The 17,395-nt window shown below is 37.5% G+C and carries 14 protein-coding genes, 1 tRNA gene, 1 pseudogene and 1 other annotated feature; of the genes and pseudogenes, 7 read left to right on the top strand and 9 right to left on the bottom strand.

Annotated features, from left to right (window positions below):
* Positions 1-2 precede the first annotated feature (2 nt).
* On the bottom strand, positions 3-857 hold the full coding sequence (locus BN1206_RS04090; protein ID WP_013437716.1) for a MetQ/NlpA family ABC transporter substrate-binding protein: 855 nt from the start codon (positions 855-857) through the stop codon (positions 3-5).
* 42 nt (positions 858-899) lie between these two features.
* Positions 900-1,139: a binding site (T-box leader), on the bottom strand.
* Positions 1,140-1,275: 136 nt separating this feature from the next.
* Here BN1206_RS04090 and BN1206_RS04085 point away from each other — a divergent pair.
* The gene (locus BN1206_RS04085; RefSeq protein WP_013641794.1) at positions 1,276-2,208 is read left to right on the top strand and encodes a DNA/RNA non-specific endonuclease; all 933 of its coding nucleotides are present in this window, start codon (positions 1,276-1,278) and stop codon (positions 2,206-2,208) included.
* Between the two features lie 45 nt (positions 2,209-2,253).
* Here BN1206_RS04085 and BN1206_RS04080 read toward each other — a convergent pair whose 3' ends face one another.
* From BN1206_RS04080 to BN1206_RS04060, 5 genes are all read right to left on the bottom strand, one after another.
* Positions 2,254-4,671: a cation-translocating P-type ATPase gene (locus BN1206_RS04080; protein WP_013437714.1), complete on the bottom strand. Its 2,418-nt coding sequence runs from the start codon at positions 4,669-4,671 to the stop codon at positions 2,254-2,256.
* A gap of 81 nt (positions 4,672-4,752) precedes the next feature.
* Entirely contained in the window at positions 4,753-5,259 is a 507-nt protein-coding gene (locus BN1206_RS04075; RefSeq protein ID WP_013437713.1) for a dihydrofolate reductase, read from the bottom strand.
* An 8-nt stretch (positions 5,260-5,267) separates the two neighbouring features.
* The gene (locus tag BN1206_RS04070) at positions 5,268-6,224 is read right to left on the bottom strand and encodes a thymidylate synthase (protein ID WP_014565772.1); all 957 of its coding nucleotides are present in this window, start codon (positions 6,222-6,224) and stop codon (positions 5,268-5,270) included.
* Between the two features lie 127 nt (positions 6,225-6,351).
* Complete coding sequence (locus BN1206_RS04065) at positions 6,352-7,740, bottom strand: amino acid permease (protein WP_013437711.1); 1,389 nt, start codon at positions 7,738-7,740, stop codon at positions 6,352-6,354.
* A gap of 134 nt (positions 7,741-7,874) precedes the next feature.
* Positions 7,875-7,963 (bottom strand) — tRNA-Ser (locus tag BN1206_RS04060).
* Positions 7,964-8,092: 129 nt separating this feature from the next.
* On the opposite strand from BN1206_RS04060, the gene bsh reads away from it, so the two are divergent.
* Both bsh and BN1206_RS04050 read left to right on the top strand, forming a co-directional pair.
* On the top strand, positions 8,093-9,070 hold the full coding sequence (gene bsh / locus BN1206_RS04055) for a choloylglycine hydrolase (protein ID WP_013641791.1): 978 nt from the start codon (positions 8,093-8,095) through the stop codon (positions 9,068-9,070).
* A gap of 112 nt (positions 9,071-9,182) precedes the next feature.
* Positions 9,183-9,758 (top strand): phosphatase PAP2 family protein, encoded by a 576-nt coding sequence (locus BN1206_RS04050; protein WP_013437709.1) that lies wholly within the window; start codon positions 9,183-9,185, stop codon positions 9,756-9,758.
* 52 nt (positions 9,759-9,810) lie between these two features.
* Here the strand turns inward: BN1206_RS04050 and BN1206_RS04045 are convergent, their stop codons facing one another.
* Positions 9,811-10,644 carry a DegV family protein gene (locus tag BN1206_RS04045; protein WP_022087193.1) on the bottom strand — a complete coding sequence of 278 codons (834 nt, stop codon included), beginning with the start codon at positions 10,642-10,644 and terminating at the stop codon, positions 9,811-9,813.
* Between the two features lie 226 nt (positions 10,645-10,870).
* Between BN1206_RS04045 and eno the strand changes: the two genes are divergently transcribed.
* On the top strand, positions 10,871-12,157 hold the full coding sequence (gene eno, locus BN1206_RS04040) for a phosphopyruvate hydratase (RefSeq protein WP_022087194.1): 1,287 nt from the start codon (positions 10,871-10,873) through the stop codon (positions 12,155-12,157).
* A 75-nt stretch (positions 12,158-12,232) separates the two neighbouring features.
* Here the strand turns inward: eno and BN1206_RS04035 are convergent, their stop codons facing one another.
* Complete coding sequence (locus tag BN1206_RS04035; RefSeq protein WP_022087195.1) at positions 12,233-12,856, bottom strand: DUF4767 domain-containing protein; 624 nt, start codon at positions 12,854-12,856, stop codon at positions 12,233-12,235.
* A gap of 77 nt (positions 12,857-12,933) precedes the next feature.
* Positions 12,934-13,423 (bottom strand): annotated as a pseudogene (locus tag BN1206_RS04030) (nitroreductase family protein).
* Positions 13,424-13,556: 133 nt separating this feature from the next.
* On the opposite strand from BN1206_RS04030, the gene BN1206_RS04025 reads away from it, so the two are divergent.
* The 3 genes from BN1206_RS04025 (at position 13,557) to BN1206_RS04015 (ending at position 17,384) form a co-directional block, all read left to right on the top strand.
* Positions 13,557-14,417: an ROK family protein gene (locus BN1206_RS04025; RefSeq protein WP_022087198.1), complete on the top strand. Its 861-nt coding sequence runs from the start codon at positions 13,557-13,559 to the stop codon at positions 14,415-14,417.
* Positions 14,418-14,586: 169 nt separating this feature from the next.
* Positions 14,587-15,969: a glycoside hydrolase family 1 protein gene (locus tag BN1206_RS04020; RefSeq protein WP_013437704.1), complete on the top strand. Its 1,383-nt coding sequence runs from the start codon at positions 14,587-14,589 to the stop codon at positions 15,967-15,969.
* Positions 15,969-17,384, top strand: coding sequence for a PTS sugar transporter subunit IIC (locus BN1206_RS04015; protein ID WP_052542939.1), 1,416 nt, complete (start codon positions 15,969-15,971; stop codon positions 17,382-17,384). Before BN1206_RS04020 ends, BN1206_RS04015 begins: the two co-directional genes overlap by 1 nt.
* The last annotated feature ends 11 nt before the right edge of the window (positions 17,385-17,395 follow it).

Genomic DNA, 17,395 nt, shown 5'->3' with positions numbered 1-17,395 from the left:
TCCTACTTAATCTTGATATCCCAAGCAGCAATTTGTGAATTACCGTAGTAGTGCTTAGTCATCTTCTTTGTCTTTTCAGTTTGGTAGGCCTTAACCACATCTTTGTAAAGTCGGTTGTTTTCTTGACCCTTCTTAGCACAAATGATGTTGATCCATTGCTTAGAATCTTTGTTAACTGGTTCAACGTAAATAGTTTGCTTATCGCCTAAACCAGCTGGACCAGCATAGTCGTTGTTAACTACTGAAGCATCAACTGAGTTGATTACTCGACCAGTTTGTTCAGCACCAACTTCCTTTAACTTAAGGTTGCGTGGGTTCTTAGTGATATCGGCTACAGTAACAAGTGTCTTGCCCTTTCTTAAACCGATTAAGCCAGCGTTTTTAAGAACAAACAATGCTCTTGATTCATTAGTTGCATCATTTGGAATGGCAATAGTTGCACCATCTGGCAATTGAGACAACTTCTTGTATTTCTTAGAGTACAAACGAATTGGTGCAATATAAGTTTTACCGATTGGAACTACACCACCACCATTTGACTTGTTCCATGCTTTAAGGAAGGCGTAGTGTTGGAAAGCATTCAAATCAACATCGCCAGATTTCAAAGCCTTGTTTGGCTGGTTGTAATCAGTAAAATTCTTTATCTTAATCGTAATACCATATTTATCTTTAGCCGTTTGAGCAACGCTCTTCCAAATAGCTGCATCTTGTTTACTTTGTGAGACAACACCAACTGTTACAGTCTTGGCTTGGGTTTTACTTGGAATTCCTGGTCCAAAACTAAACCAACCAGCAATTAAGATTAAAACCCCGATAATTGTCCAAATAATTGTATTTCTCCGTCTACGCTTACGCATGTAACTCAACTCCTAATAATGAAAATAAAAAAGCATTCATCCTAAAAGGACGAATGCTCGTGTTACCACCTTTAATTCATTTATCACTCACGCGATAAATCTCATTAGCTATCAAATTAATAGCCTGCACTGTTAACGGGTGCAAATCCGCTGATAGCTAAATATCACTATCAGTCATCGTTCCAAGCCCATATTCGCTAGGGCCTATTTGCTAACTTTCACCACCACGTTAGCTCTCTTTATAAATAGGGAACTAGTTACTCAGCTCTTCAAGATGTTTGATTAATAATTTGTTATAAATAAGTTATCATCACTTTTTAATCTAGTCAACATATTTTTTAATTATTCTTCTGAGTAAGCGGTTTTATTTTATAATGTGGTTATATCTTATAATTTAATAATTGCTAAGGAGAAAGAAATGAAGAAAAATCACTTTCGAAGTTTGGCTCTCTTATTAGTAGCGGCAGTAGGCTTGATTTCCTTTGCCAATACTAATGTCCCATGCAATAACCAAACCGTTTATGCCGTTTCAGATAAATCACTCGCTAATCTGAAATTTCATAAACAAGAAATTGTTACGGTCGACCATAATGAACCGCGCTTCTCTAAAAGTACGTTGTCAAAGAAAAATGGTCCCTGGCAAAAATACAGTAATTTAGATTACTTAAATAGAGCTCAGGCGGCTAATGCCCTTTTGAATAAGAGATTGATGCCCCATAGTCCAAGAGCCGGTTTGACTTGGGATCCAACTGGTTGGCACAACAAACGCATTGCTAGTGGCTGGCTTTACAACCGTTGTCACCTAGTTGGCTATCAATTAACCGGTCAAAATAATAATCCGCGCAATCTAATTACTGGAACACGTGAATTAAACGATCCAGACATGCTCAAGTACGAAAATGAAGTTGCCGATTATTTGAAAGACTCTTCAAGTAATTACGTTCGCTACAGAGTTACACCAATTTTCAAAGGTAATGACTTGTTAGCAAACGGTGTTGAAATGGAAGCTAAATCAATCGGCAGCAATGCTGTTGATTTCAATGTTTATATTTTCAATGAGCAACCTGGCGTAATCTTAAACTACAAAGATGGTACTAGTCGCGTTAAACATGGTTCAAGTACGATTGCTGAACATGTAAAAGCTAGAAGCCATCATGTGACTAAAGCAAGAACCATTCATAACATTAAGCACAAGATTTCTACTGCAAATTACCGTGTAATTGGTAACAAACGCAGCAAGATTTATCATGTTGCCAGTGGTGAAAACTATCATATGAGTTCAGCCAATGCAGTTTACTTCCCTTCAGAAGCTGCTGCTAGACGTGCTGGTTATCGTAAATCATTAAGATAATGAAAAAGAGTTATCTGCTTTTTTAAACAGATAGCTCTTATTTTTTTATTGAACGCTCTTGCGCCCGCGTTGATAAGCTTCATGCAGTTCCGCAAAAGTCATATTCTTACCCTTTTGATCAAAGACAACCAATACTTCTTGCACACCATCCAAAATTCTTGATAACCAGCGGAAAATTGTAGTTGCCGCACAGAACAAGACAAATAGAATGAACATTGCCTTATCAGAAATCATGGTCAGTGAGAACAGATTGTGTAAGAAGATAATCGCTAAAACTAACCCAGCGAATGATCCAATCATTACGCATAAACGGAATTTATTTAATGGAGCTGAAATGTGGTAAAGTACCATCATTCCCACTGCCACCAATAAAAGTGTTGCCGTTGTACCTACATCATTATGATCAAGCGATATATAGCCGCCTGCAACCACCAAAATACTTACCGCCAGCATATCGGTTACCCCACCAGGGATTGCTCTTGCCAAAATATTGGGAATAAATTGTCCGCGAATTCTATTGTGATTACTTTCTAGAGCCAACAAGAATGATGGCAAGCCAATGGTGAAGGCAGAAATCAAGGTAATCTGTGATGGCTGTAATGGATAATCAATAACCATTACGAGTGAGAAGATAGCCATCAAAAATGAGAAGATATTCTTTACCAAGAACAAACTGGCTGAACGCTGAATGTTATTAACTACGCGCCGACCTTCATTTACCACCTTAGGCATTCTAGCAAAATTTGAATCAAGCAATACTACTTGAGAGGCTTGAACAGCCGCACTGTTACCGGATGCCATCGCAATTGAACAGTCTGCTTTCTTCATTGCCAAAATATCGTTAACACCATCACCAGTCATAGCAACGGTATTGCCTAAGTTTTGCAAAGCATTAACAAACTTACGCTTTTGTTCTGGCTTAACTCGACCAAAGACACTGTAGTTCTTCACTGCATCTTCATAACCATCATCAGGTATTTCCTGTGCATCAATATATTTATCAGAATTTTTAATACCAGCTTGCTTAGCAACTCTTGAGACAGTTACAGGGTTATCACCTGAGATAACCTTAATTTCTACACCCTGTTTAGCAAAGTATTCAAAGGTTGCTTTAGCTTCTTTTCTTATTGGGTTAGACAAGAGAATATAGCCGTAAACTTCAACTGGTTTAGATAATTTAGAATCGTCTTCAGTTAAAACACCTGGATAATTGACTACGATTAAAACACGATAACCAGTTGCGGCATATTGTTCAAATTCATCCTTATACTGATCGAACTGGTCACGCAAAACCATTTCTGGTGCGCCAATTAAAAGTGTATGATCGTCAAAAATTACGCCACTATATTTATTAACTGAAGTAAATGGCAGAATACCGCTGGCTGTTTTACCAGTATTTTCAGTGAAATGCTCGTGAACAGCCTTCATTGTCGCATTATCTGCCGGCATGCTAGCAGCAAAATCACCTATGAGTTGGTCTAAGTTGTTTCTTTTAAAGTCTTTAGAAGCAACTGCTTTTTCTACGCTCATCTTTGGCTCGGTAATCGTACCTGTTTTATCAACACAAAGTACATTAACTCGAGCTAAAGTTTCAACACTCTTCATATCGTGGAGCATTACCTGCTTCCGTGCTAGACGAACTGCAGAAAGTGCTAATGCAATAGTCGTCAAAAGGTACAAGCCTTCTGGAATCATACCGATAATCGCAGCTTCCATGGAAACGATACTACGGTATAAAGACATGTGGTTGACAAAGAAACTCATCGAGAACAGTGCTATTCCCAGGGGAATAATGATAATGCCGACCCATTTAATCAATTTGTTAATTGAGCGAACCATTTCTGACTGTTCACTGCTGCCCATGGCTTTAGCTTTAATCGTCAGCTTAGAAATGTAGCTTTCCTTACCCACTTTTTCTAGTTGCATATAAGCAGAGCCCGAAACTACAAAGGAACCAGACATTAGCTGATCGCCAACATCTTTAGTAATTTCATCAGATTCACCAGTTAAAAGAGATTCATTAACCCTGATGTCACCTTTGACAACTTGGCCGTCGGCAGGAATCTGATCCCCTGTTTTAAGTAAAACCAGATCTCCTTTAACTAGTTTCTCAATTGGGACTTTTTCTTCTTTACCATCACGTAATGCCACGATCTCTGTTGCATTCATGACGTTCAATTTACTTAAGATCTTTTTAGCACGGATTTCCTGAACAATACCAATTACCGTGTTTAACACAATAACTGGCAAGAAGGTCAAATCCTTATATGCGCCAACTAAGACTAGCAAAATTGAGAGTACCAAGAAAATCAAGTTAAAGTAAGTAAACAAGTTTTCTCGGATGATTTGTTTATTTGTTTTAAATTGATCATCAACGGCTTTATTGACTTCACCAGCTTGAATACGCTGTTCAACCTGGCTACTAGTTAAGCCTGTTTCTAAATTTATTTTTTCTTCACTCATTTTTATTACCCGGTAAATAAATAGTTAATATATTCCATTATAACCAAGAATAAAAAAGGTTCGCAAATCTGCGAGCTTATTTTAGTGTTTTCTTATATAAGTCAAAAAAGTATAAGGATATTTATTCTTGCTATCGGCATCGTGATGCTCTTGATGCACTAAATCAAACTGTGAGTAATCAATCTCTGGCATAACTGTATCTGCTTTAAAGGCGCCCTCAATTTCAGTTTTTTCAAGGATATCAACCTGATCAAGCAAGGCTTTAAAAATTGATACGCCACCAATCGCACATATCTTTTCACTTTGATGATTGGAAAGATATTCATTCATTTCATCGATTGATGTCAAAATCTCTACCTGGTTATTATCTTTCCATTTACTTTTCATTTCTTCATTGTGGGTCAAAACAATGTGCTTTCGTCCTGGCAATAACTTGGGTAAGCTAGCAAAAGTTTTCCTACCCATTAAAATTGGATGATCCATTGTCTTTTCTTTAAAATGCTTTAAGTCAGCTGGTAAATGCCAAGGCAAGTGCCCATCTACGCCAATTTGTCTTTTTTTATCTTCTGCCCAAACATATTCGATCATGCTATCACCTAAACCGCAACTGGTGCCTTAATCGTACCATGGTGCTTGTAATCTACTACCTTGATATCTTTCATTTTAAAATCTTCAATGTGCTTCTTCTCAGGATTGAGCCAAAGTTGTGGTGAATCATAAGGCTTACGGGAAAGCAATTCCTTTACTTGATCAAAGTGGTTGCGGTAAATGTGTGCGTCCCCCAAAGTATGAACAAATTCACCCACTTCAAGACCAGTCTCACGTGCAATCATATTAAGCAAAAGTGCATATGAAGCAATGTTAAATGGCACACCCAAGAACATGTCACCACTTCTTTGGTAAAGTTGAACACTAATCTTTCCATCAACCACATAAAACTGGAACATGACGTGACATGGTGGCAGTGCACTTGTTGGCACATCTTCTGGGTTCCATGCAGTCACGATCATTCTACGTGAATCTGGGGTCTCCTTAATTTGCTTAATTACATTGTCAATTTGATCAATAAAACCACCATCACGTTTTTGCCAATGACGCCATTGTGCACCATATACATCGCCTAAATTGCCATACCTTTTAGCAAAGTCTTCATCATCGAGAATTCTTTGATCAAATTTTTTCATCTCTGCTTGGTAGACCTTATTAAATTCCGGATCACTTTGACTACGCAAACCGAAATCAGTCATATCGGGGCCTTGGTATTCAGCACTAGTTACCCAATTTTTAAAGGCCCATTCATCCCAGATATGATTATTATGTTCTAGCAAAAAGCGAATATTGGTATCGCCACGTAAGAACCAGAGAAGTTCACTTTTAATCAAACCAAAGGGAACCTTCTTAGTCGTTAATAATGGAAAGCCTTTTGATAAATCAAAACGCATTTGTGCACCAAAATAACTTCTGGTACCCGTACCGGTTCGATCACTCTTGTCATGGCCTTCAGTCATTATCTTTTGCAAAAGATCCAAATATGGTTGTTCAAGAATTGCCATTTTCTACACACCTTTCAAGTTTTCATCTTGTTTAAGATACCATAGATCTGGTGTATTTGATAATGTAAACTACAAGATTTAGTATTTTTAAGCAAAATAAAATAGATGAACTGAATCATCTTTTTCATTAATTTTTCTTAAATTCGCCTTTATGTCTAATCAGGTAGACGACTGTTGCAACAATCAAGACCAATGCGCCGACAATAACTGAGATTCTCGTATCAGGATTAATGAACATGAAAACTACAATTACTAAGAGCATGGCAAAGGCAAAATAATTTGTGAATGGATAAAGTGGCAACTTAAATGGGTGAGTGGCCATTTTATCTTTATTGTGTCTTCTAAATCTAAGTTCGGCCAGCAAAATCACAAACCATGGGATCATCCCTGGTAAAACAGATGAACTGAACACAATAACAAATAAGTCTGAAGCAGAATGATTAAATTGTGAGGCAATTACGTTCAAGACAAAACCAATAAAGATACCACCTGAGATACCCATAATAGCGCGATCAGGCACGATTCTCTTGGAAATATGCTTGAAAGGACTAGGTGCTTCACCATCATGTGACAATTTAAACAGCATCCGACTTGATGAATAAATTCCTGAGTTTGCACCTGACAAAGCCGCAGTTAACACAACAAAGTTGATAATTGAAGCTGCCACAGTAATTCCTACTTTAGCAAAAGTAGTTACAAATGGTGAACCAAGACTACTCAATTTATTCCATGGATAAATAGTCACGATAACAAAGATCGCACCCACGTAGAAAATCAAAATTCTAAATAAAACTGACTTAACACTTTTAACAATTGCTTCTTGTGGGTGAGCAACTTCACCAGCTGAAATACCTAAAAGTTCGATTCCTTCATAAGAACCAACGATAATTGACATTGAGAAGAAGAAACCTTTGACGCCACCAGTAAAGAAACCGCCATGAGCCCATAAATTGCTGAAACCAGTTGGCTTGCCACCGTTACCAACACCGAAGAAGATAACAATGAAGCCCAAAACAATCATTAAAATAATGGTGATTACCTTGATCATCGCAAACCAGAATTCCAGTGAAGCATATGCTTTGGCACTAGCTAAATTGGCTAAAAGCAAAAATGCAATAATGATGATCCCCGACCATAAAGCACTGATATTCGGCCACCAATATTTCAGATATTCTGTCGCGGCCACCACTTCTGACATACCAACAATGATATATTCAAAGACATTGGCCCATTCGGCTAAATATCCAGCTAAGGGATGAACGTATTCTGTTGCATAATCCGCAAATGAACCTGTCCCCGGATTGATGTAAAGCATTTCCCCGAGTGCTCGCATAACAATGTACAAAATCAGGCCCACAAACATATAGGCCAAAAGTACTGAAGGACCAGTCCACTTAATTGTTGACGTAGACCCCATAAATAAGCCGACACCAATTGCTCCACCAAGTGAAATCATTTCCATTTGGCCAGCAGTCATTGTTCGACGCAGCTGGGGCGCGTTATTCTTTTTACTCATAACTCAACTCCATATAATTAATCTATTCCTATTAATTACTGGAATTAATTTACTTTTGCTTTTGGCGTTTTGTCAAGGGCAAAAATAAAAAAGCCACTATAAATTAGCAGCTTCATCAAAATTCATAAATAATAAGGAGTGTACAGGATTTGAACCTGCGCGCCAAGGAAAACTTGGTTCGCCGGATTTCGAGTCCGGTGCATTACCACTCTGCCAACACTCCATAACACTGATATTATAACCTTATTGTTAGAAATAGTCCAAAACTATTTTCACTTTACACAGCATGACTTATTGTTACAATTAGAGTATACCTAATATTTGAAATAAGATATAGAAAAGAGTTTTTAATATGTGTACTTCAATTGTGTTTAGTCCTAAAGATCACTACTTTGGTCGTAATCTTGACCTAGAAATAACTTTCGGTCAGCAAGTCGTGATTACCCCTCGCAACTATGATTTTAAGTTCCGCAAGATGCCGGAATTAAAACAACATTACGCTATGGTAGGAATCGCCCTTAATGCTGGCGGCTATCCTTTATACTTTGATGCTGCTAATGAAAAGGGCTTGGGAATGGCCGGACTAAATTATCCTGGCAATGCCACTTACTATGACGTCAAAGATGGCAAAGACAATGTTGCTTCTTTTGAATTCATCCCTTGGATTTTGGGCCAATGCGCTACAGTAGAAGAAGCTAAGAAATTGCTTGCCAAAATCAACATTGCTGACATCAACTTTAGCGAAAAAATGGTTGCTTCTAAACTTCACTGGTTAATTGCCGATAAAACCGGCACTTCAATTGTTGTTGAAACTGATAAAGATGGTATGCATGTTTACGATAACCCTGTTGGCTGCTTAACTAACAACCCACAATTCCCTAAGCAATTGTTCAACTTAAACAACTACGCAGATGTTTCTGCCGCAATGCCAAAGAACAACTTCTCAGATCAAGTTAAAATGGACGGCTACAGCCGCGGCTTAGGTTCACGCAATTTGCCAGGTGGTATGGATTCAGAATCTCGTTTTGTCAGAGTAGCCTTCAACAAGTTTAACGCCCCTACTTCCGATTCTGAAGAAGAAAACGTGGACACTTACTTCCATATTCTGCATTCAGTAGAACAACAAAAAGGCCTGGATCAAGTCGGCCCAGATGCTTTTGAGTACACTATTTACTCTGATGGTATCAATTTGGATAAAGGTATCTTCTACTACACTACTTACACTAATAAGCAAATCAACGTAGTTGATATGAATAAAGAAGATTTAGACAGCAGTGATTTAATTACTTACGATATGCTCACTAAAGGTAAATTTAATCATCAAAACTAAAAATTGCGCAAAAGAAAAAAATAATGTTAATTTTGTTTAAAGATTAGCATTATTTTTTCTTTTGAGGTTAAAATAGATTTTACAAATAAGTTATTGGGGATATTGTGCATCAATGAATAATTATTTAGTGTTGCTCCTTGCAGCAACTGTTTTATTGTTACTCATTTTTAATATCAAGACCTCACGTCGTTTTAATCTATTTGACCACTGGCTACACCATCAATTAGTTAAAAAACGCAGTGGTTACAAATGGCAAGTAATTGCCTTTATTAACGATCCCAAATTGATGGTCGTTTGGGACGTGCTCTTAGCTGGCCTTTTGTTAAATGAAGAGCGCAATTTAACTGCACTTTGGGTATTGGGTACCTTAGGTTTTGCGGATATTTCCGGCATCATTTTAAAGAGATTGATCCGGCGCAAGCGTCCTATTCTCCACTCAGACATGGAAGAAGGCTATAGCTTTCCTAGTGGGCACGTTTTAGGAGCAACGACCATGGGGCTAATTCTATTGCAGCTTTTTGCTAAAGATTTAGGACTCGCCTTCATCATCACAGTTATTGCTGTTTGGATAATGGTCATCATTTCTCGCTTGAGTTTAAAAGCCCATTACCCATCAGACATAATTGGTGCAACTAGTTTGGCAATCGTTTGCTTTAGCATTTCACAACAATTATTTTTAGCACTCTAAACAAAAACGAGTATGTTTTTTGGAACATACTCGTTTTATTTTAATTTATCTTTTATTCGTGAAAACCAACCATAATGCCGCCCTCTTCAGCATAAAAACTGCAAAGGCCGCGCATTGGACGGATCGTAACTTGAGCATCAGGATATTCAGCCAAGATCTTATCTTTGATAATCTCGGCATCTTTTTCATTTTCGCAGTGGTCAATAATCACTTCACCGCCATGATAATTGTCGTCCTTCATGTATTTAAGCAATTCACGCATTGCTTTTTTCATACCCCTAGCCTTAGTTAATGGTTCAAGCTTACCTTCCTTGCTTGCCGTACCGATCAAGTTAATTTTCAAAAGACCGGCAACCTTGGCTGCGACTGGTGAGACACGCCCATTCAGAGACAAATTATGTAGTGATTGCAGAATAAAGAGCAAATGCGTACGCATTCTGAATTTGGCAATTACTTCTTCGAGATCAACAAAGCGGATATCGCCTTGGATCATTTTCTCAATACCGTGCAAGACAATAGTTAATTCAGGACCCGCACTTCTTGAGTCAACTACAATAATTTGACTGGTGGGATGCTTTTCCTCATACATTGTTTTTGCTTGAAGTGCTGAGGAAAAAGTACCACTCATACCACTAGTCATCGTGATGATGATAGCTTTTTCGGTACCTTCTAGTGCATTAAGCCAAGCTTGAATGCTAGGACAAGTAGTCTTACCGGCAACTTGATTTTGATTCATATCATTCAAAAATTCTCTGATATTCAAATTTTGATCGTCAATATAATCCTTACCGCCAAAAGAAATAGTCAAAGGTACTACTTCCACGTTGTGGTCAGGATCGCTTTTCATATTGCTACTAGAATCAATAATTAATTTAATATTCTCCATAATCAAATTCCTTATTTATCATAAACAATTATTTTAATACATGTATTATAGCGCGTTGATATAGCAATTTATTATTGCCTTTATTAATTTTTAAAATGTAAACCGCTTTCATATGTTTACATGATCACAAAGTTAGGCTAAAATTTGAATTGTAAGCGGGACAAAAATTGTTCCGTATGGCATGCAAAATTTTTGTTACATGCCATAATTTTTGAGGAGGTTTATAATGCTCAAATCAGTTATTGAAAATGTACACGCACTCGAAATTTTTGACTCACGTGGTAACCCAACTGTTGAAGTTCACGTTACCCTTTCAAACGGTATCGTAGGTAAGGCTGAAGTTCCATCAGGTGCTTCAACTGGTGAAAACGAAGCCGTTGAATTACGTGACGGTGGTTCACGTCTTGGTGGTAAGGGCGTTTCAAAGGCTGTTAACAATGTTAACACTGAAATCAACGACGCTTTAAAGGGTATGGACCCATTTGACCAAGCTAAGATTGACCAAACTATGATCGACTTAGACGGTACTCCAAACAAGGGTCGTCTTGGTGCTAACGCTATCTTAGGTGTATCAATGGCTACTGCTGTTGCTGCAGCTAAGGCTAACCACCAACCTCTTTACCGTTACCTTGGCGGTATTGATCTTGAAATGCCACAAACTTTCCACAACGTTATCAACGGTGGTGAACACGCTGACAACGGTATCGACATCCAAGAATTCATGATCACTCCAATTGCTAAGACTTCATTCCGTGATGGTTTCGAAAAGATCGTTAACGTATACCACACTTTGAAGAAAGTTCTTGAAGACATGGGTTACGAAACTGGCTTGGGTGACGAAGGTGGTTTCGCACCTAACATGAAGAACTCAGAAGAAGCTTTGAAGGCTTTACACGAATCAATTGTTAAGGCTGGTTACAAGCCAGGCGAAGATATCGGTATTGCATGTGACTGTGCTGCTTCATACTTCTACAACAAAGAAGACGGCAAGTACCACCTTGAAGGCAAGGTTCTTGACGATGAAGAATTAGCTGCATACTATGACAAGCTTTTGGACGAATTCCCAGAATTAATGTCAATGGAAGACCCATATGACGAAAACGATGTTGAAGGTATGGTTAAGTTCACTCAATCACACAAGGACCGTATCCAAATCGTTCTTGACGACTTCATTTGTACTAACCCAGCACTTTTGAAGAAGGCCATCAAGGAAGGTGCCGGCAACGCTTCATTAATCAAGTTGAACCAAATCGGTACTGTTACTGAAACTCTTGAAACTATCCGTATGTCACGTAAGAACGGCTACAACACTATGATTTCTCACCGTTCAGGTGAAACTGGTGACACCTTCATCGCTGACTTGGCTGTTGCTATCAACGGTGGTCAACTTAAGACTGGTGCTCCAGCTCGTTCAGAACGTGTTGAAAAGTACAACCGTTTACTTGAAATCGAAGAAGAACTTGGCAAGGGCGAACGTCTTGCATTCTTCCCAGATGATGTTGACCACGATTAATTTCGATTAACCGAGTACAATTTCAACAAAAAGCATGTAGATTAATTTCTACATGCTTTTTTGTTTCATCTTTAATTATTCAACTATTTGCTTAAATTTCTTATTTAATACTTTATCATTAACTACTTGTACCACTATTGGATTAGTATTTTTAGACTGATCAAGCAAAATTATTGGCTTATCCTTCTTTAGACAGAATAAATATGTATTATGCCAATTTTTAAAATTATCATTTGCAATAGCTACAACATTATATTGATATCTATTTTTGCCGATTGGACTATATCCTATGCTAATCGGCTTTTTATTTAAAACAAATTTTCTTTGTTTAAAAGCCCAAGGATAAGTAACGCCATTTTTCGTCTTTAAAACTTTTTTTCGATAAAAGACGTATTGCTGCCCACTCTTTTTGCTCCAGTTACTTACTATAACTTGCAGCTTCCTAGTTTTATCCAAATTCCATTTATTGATAGATTTCGACTTTTTTACTTTTTTATTAACTTTCTTATGTATCTCAGTCTTATTTGACACTCGCTGATTAGTCTTTTTAGGTTTAACTACTTTCTTTTTGGTAACCTTTTTCTTTTTAGATTCAACTTTGCCAAAAGTTACAGCATCTCTATCAAAATGGACCTGACATCCTGTGAGTGTCACTCCAAAAAGAAGCGCTGTCACTCCTACTAATATTTTTTTATTCATGTGTTCTCCATATTTAAAACTACTCTTAAATCCATTATATGATACGAATGCTGATTTTTAACCCCAAACTAAATTCATCAATAAATGGTTACCTGATAGTGCTGAGAACGATCCTCTTTTTCAGATTCTTCCGCAATTTTACCTACTGGCACAATTACTGTTACTTCAAAGTCGGAATCAATACCCAATTCTTTTAATACGTCAGCATGATCATTTAATTTGGCAGCATCACCCATTATATATACAGAACCTAAGCCAAGATCCGTGGCTTCTAGCATGATATTCTCAGCAGCAACTGATGCATCTCTTTCACCAAACATACTATTTTTCTTAGTATTAATTACAAACAAAATTGGTGCATTATAGCATGAATTATCAGTTGCATTTTCAATTTCTTGGCGCAGTCCCTCATCCTTAACCCCAAACTAAATTCATCACATCTGCTTGATGCATCCCACAAGGTGCAGTTTGAAATGCTTCAATCAAATCATTAATTTGATCATCGATAACTACATCATTAGAAAAATTACTAACAGCTCTTCTATTAGTAAAAATCTTATTTATCATTATTTTTCCTTCCTAAAGCCTACAATATTAGCTCTATAATCTTATATTAGCATCAGAGAATTTATTGACAACGCTTTCAAAAATAATTATGATTGATTTAAAAGTATATATTTTTATTAAGGAGATTTTTATCATGAATTTAGCCGTAATTGATATAGGTGGTACAACAATTAAAATAGCAACTTGGAAAGACAACAAATTGCAAAATAAACACGCAGTAGATACTCCCAAAGATCTAGACACTTTTTATACTGTATTAACTGATGAAGTAAATAAAATAAAAGAAAATACTAATATTAAAGGTGTTGCAATTTCTGCACCAGGCGCTGTAAATCAAAAGACAGGTATTATTGGCGGCACTAGCGCCCTTCCATACATCCATAACTTTAAAATCGTTGACGAATTAAAAAAGCGTTTTGAATTACCTGTTTCTATAGAAAATGATGCCAACTCCGCTGCGTTAGGCGAATTAGCAGAAGGTGCTGGCAAAGGCAGTGACAGCATGGCTTTCTTTGTTATTGGTACAGGTATTGGTGGTGCCATCATTATTAATCAAAAAGTCTGGCATGGTGCTCACCTATTTGGTGGTGAATTCGGCTATATGGGCATTGGTACAAAATCTGTTAGTGATCTGGCATCCCCAGTGGCAATGGCTAACCGCTATAACGAAAGAACTGGTAAAAAACTTGATGGTAAAACAGTCTTCGCTTTAGCAGACGAAGATGATCCAGTAGCCAGCGATGAGCGTCAAACCTTAATTCATTCCCTAGCCTTAGCAATTTACAACGTTCAGCAAAGTTTTGACCCTGAGAAAATTGTAATTGGTGGTGGCATTTCTAATAATCCAGAATTAATTCCGTTATTGAATCGCGAAATTGACTATATTCGCAAACAAGTCAATCCAGCAAGTATTAAACCTGAAATTGTGCTTTGTAGTTTGAAGAGTGATGCAAACTTACGTGGCGCAGTTGCAGATTTTGAACAAGCACATTAAATTTTGATAATTATTTAATTCCATTAAAAGCCCGCTGTGATGGGCTTTTTGTTTTGTATTTATAAAAAGTATATATTTTTATATAAAAAGCTGTTTATTTTTGCATGCATTATGCTATACTTATTTGTGTAAAAATTGAAAGCACTTACAGAGGGGAGAGAGAATCTAGATGACTGAAAAGCGCAAATTGCCATCCACATTCCTTTGGGGCAACTCAGTTTCCAGTATGCAAACTGAAGGTGCATGGAATGAAGATGGCAAGGGTCTTTCAGTCTATGATGTCCGACCTGCTACTGACAATACTAGTGACTGGCATGTAGCAATTGATGAATATCATAGATATGACGAAGACCTCGACTTACTGAAGGACATGAACATGAACATGTATCGTATTCAAATTTCATGGTCTCGTGTTTGTCCTGATGGAGACGGCGACTTCAATCAAAAAGGTATTGACTTCTATGATCGATTAGTTAATGCAATGCTTAAACGTGGCATTCAACCAATGATCTGTCTTTACCACTTTGATATGCCGCTTAATTTAGCCAAAAAGTACAACGGTTTTATGTCACGGCACGTAGTTGACGCCTTTGTCCGTTTTGGCAAAAAAATGATCGATCATTTCAGTGATCGAGTGAAATATTGGATTGTCTTCAACGAGCATAATCTATATTTCCAAGATGAAGTTTTTAATATTTCAGGTTACGAATCTGGAGATAAAAGTTTGGATGATATGTACACTATCTTCCACCATACGATGATGTGTCATATTCAATTAGCAAATTACATCCACGAAAATCACTCAGACGTAAAAATTGGTGGAATGCTTGCTTACCAACAAATTTATCCAGCAACGAGTAAACCTGAAGACGTTTGGGCAGCAAAGCAAGTACAAGAGTTTTTAAACTTTAATATTTACGATGCTGACACCGGCTGCGGCTATTCACCAGAAGTAATGCAATATGTCAAAAATCATGGCATTCAAATGGACATTACAGATGAAGATAAAGAAATTATGAAGAAAGCTAAAGCTGATTTCCTAGCATTTTCTTACTATTCATCCTGGGTTTTATCTAGCGATAAAATTCCTGATGGTGAAGCTCCTAACCATTACCTTAACAAGGGCGGAGTTGAGTCCAAATATGTTAAGACAAACGATTGGGGCTGGGCAATTGATCCACTAGGATTTAGGAATGCAATTACTACAATGTACAACTACTACCGTATTCCTATTTTCCCTATTGAAAATGGTATCGGCCTCAAGGAAACTTGGGACGGTGAGCATATGATTGAAGATGATGAGCGTATTGCTTATCACCGCGACCATATCAAAGCAATGAAAGATGCTATTTTTGATGACGGCGCCAAGGTGCTTGGTTATCTCGGCTGGGGATTGATTGATATTCCAAGTTCTCATGCTGATATGGAAAAACGCTACGGTGCTGTTTACGTCAACAGATCAAACCACGATTTAAAAGATTTAAAACGTGTGCCTAAGAAATCATTCTATTGGTTCCAAAAGGTACTTAAAGATAATGGAGATGAATTATAATGGCTGATCAAAAACAATCTGGGTTCAGTAATTTTGTGAACAGCAAAATTCTGCCACCTATTATGAAATTTGTTAATACTAAAGCTATTGTCGCTTTACAGAATGGTATGATTTATACTTTGCCATTCATTATTGTTGGTTCTATTTTCTTAATTTTATCCAACATCCCTATTCCAGCAGTGGCTAATGCAATTAATGCTTCTGGTTGGGGGGCAATTTTCACTCAAGCTTACACCACAACTTTTAACGTTATGGCACTTTGGGGCTCAATTGGTATTGCTTATATTTATGTCAAAAATGAAGGTTATGAACCATTAGCTGGTGGGCTTACTGCATGTGCTTCCTTCTTAATGCTTCAAACTTTATCAATCGACAGCCCATTAAAAGCTGCTTTAACTTCCGGTATCAATAACGGTCAAATGAGCGGCAAGGTAGTTGCTGCAAATATTGATAAGTTACCTCATGCTTTACAAACATTCTTGGAAGCTCCTGTAACTGGTGTTATCAACATCAATTGGCTTGGTGGTGACGGTATGATCGCTGCCATTATCGTAGGTTTGATTGTTGGTTGGGCTTACTCAGCAATGATGAAAGCTGGTTGGACTATTAAGCTTCCTAAGCAAGTTCCACCTGCAGTATCTAACCAATTTACTGCTATGATTCCAGCTGGTGTAATCTTAATTGTTACTATGCTTATCTTCGGTGCATTTAATAACTTTGCACACACTGACTTCTTACAATGGGTATACAAAACCATTCAATCACCATTACAAGGTGTGTCAGATTCATTTGGTGGTGCAGTTGTTATCGCTTTCTTAGTACCATTCTTCTGGTTCTTCGGTGTTCACGGTGGTTTGATTGTTGGTTCCATTGCTGGTTCACTTCTTCAAGCAAACTCATTTGACAACGCTCAATTATACAGAGCCGGCAAATTAACTATTGCCAACGGTGCTCACGTTGTTACTAACGAATTCTACAACAACTTTATTAACTTAACTGGTTCTGGTATTACTATCGGTTTAGTTATCTTCATCTTAATTGCTGCTAAATCAGCACAAATGAAATCATTAGGTAAATTGGAATTAGTACCTGGTATCTTCAACATTAACGAACCATTCCTCTTCGGTATGCCTATCGTTATGAACCCATTCCTTGCAATTCCATTCTTCTTAACTCCAATTGTCGTAGCTATCTCTACTTACTGCGTAATCAGATTTGGTATTGTTCCACCATTAAATGGTATGGCTGCACCTTGGACTACGCCAGCTATTATTTCCGGATTCCTAATCGGAGGTTGGAAGATGGCCATTTGGCAAGCATGTACTCTAGTAATTTCTACCTTGATCTATTGGCCATTTGCTAAGAAGTATGACAATATCTTACTTAAACGTGAACAAGCAAACGAGACTAAATAATAAAAGAGGTA

Source organism: Lactobacillus sp. OTU4228 (genome assembly GCF_001006945.1).
Lineage (GTDB): Bacteria > Bacillota > Bacilli > Lactobacillales > Lactobacillaceae > Lactobacillus > Lactobacillus amylovorus.
The sequence above is the reverse complement of the archived record's forward strand: the minus strand, read 5'-3'. Positions and strand labels throughout refer to the sequence as shown.

Bases quoted from the DNA above. Each gene is read 5' to 3' on its own strand.
- BN1206_RS04090 (WP_013437716.1), bottom strand. From the start codon at position 857: ATGCGTAAGCGTAGACGGAGAAATACAATTATTTGGACAATTATCGGG.
- BN1206_RS04085 (WP_013641794.1), top strand. From the start codon at position 1,276: ATGAAGAAAAATCACTTTCGAAGTTTGGCTCTCTTATTAGTAGCGGCA.
- BN1206_RS04080 (WP_013437714.1), bottom strand. From the start codon at position 4,671: ATGAGTGAAGAAAAAATAAATTTAGAAACAGGCTTAACTAGTAGCCAG.
- BN1206_RS04075 (WP_013437713.1), bottom strand. From the start codon at position 5,259: ATGATCGAATATGTTTGGGCAGAAGATAAAAAAAGACAAATTGGCGTA.
- BN1206_RS04070 (WP_014565772.1), bottom strand. From the start codon at position 6,224: ATGGCAATTCTTGAACAACCATATTTGGATCTTTTGCAAAAGATAATG.
- BN1206_RS04065 (WP_013437711.1), bottom strand. From the start codon at position 7,740: ATGAGTAAAAAGAATAACGCGCCCCAGCTGCGTCGAACAATGACTGCT.
- bsh (WP_013641791.1), top strand. From the start codon at position 8,093: ATGTGTACTTCAATTGTGTTTAGTCCTAAAGATCACTACTTTGGTCGT.
- BN1206_RS04050 (WP_013437709.1), top strand. From the start codon at position 9,183: ATGAATAATTATTTAGTGTTGCTCCTTGCAGCAACTGTTTTATTGTTA.
- BN1206_RS04045 (WP_022087193.1), bottom strand. From the start codon at position 10,644: ATGGAGAATATTAAATTAATTATTGATTCTAGTAGCAATATGAAAAGC.
- eno (WP_022087194.1), top strand. From the start codon at position 10,871: ATGCTCAAATCAGTTATTGAAAATGTACACGCACTCGAAATTTTTGAC.
- BN1206_RS04035 (WP_022087195.1), bottom strand. From the start codon at position 12,856: ATGAATAAAAAAATATTAGTAGGAGTGACAGCGCTTCTTTTTGGAGTG.
- BN1206_RS04025 (WP_022087198.1), top strand. From the start codon at position 13,557: ATGAATTTAGCCGTAATTGATATAGGTGGTACAACAATTAAAATAGCA.
- BN1206_RS04020 (WP_013437704.1), top strand. From the start codon at position 14,587: ATGACTGAAAAGCGCAAATTGCCATCCACATTCCTTTGGGGCAACTCA.
- BN1206_RS04015 (WP_052542939.1), top strand. From the start codon at position 15,969: ATGGCTGATCAAAAACAATCTGGGTTCAGTAATTTTGTGAACAGCAAA.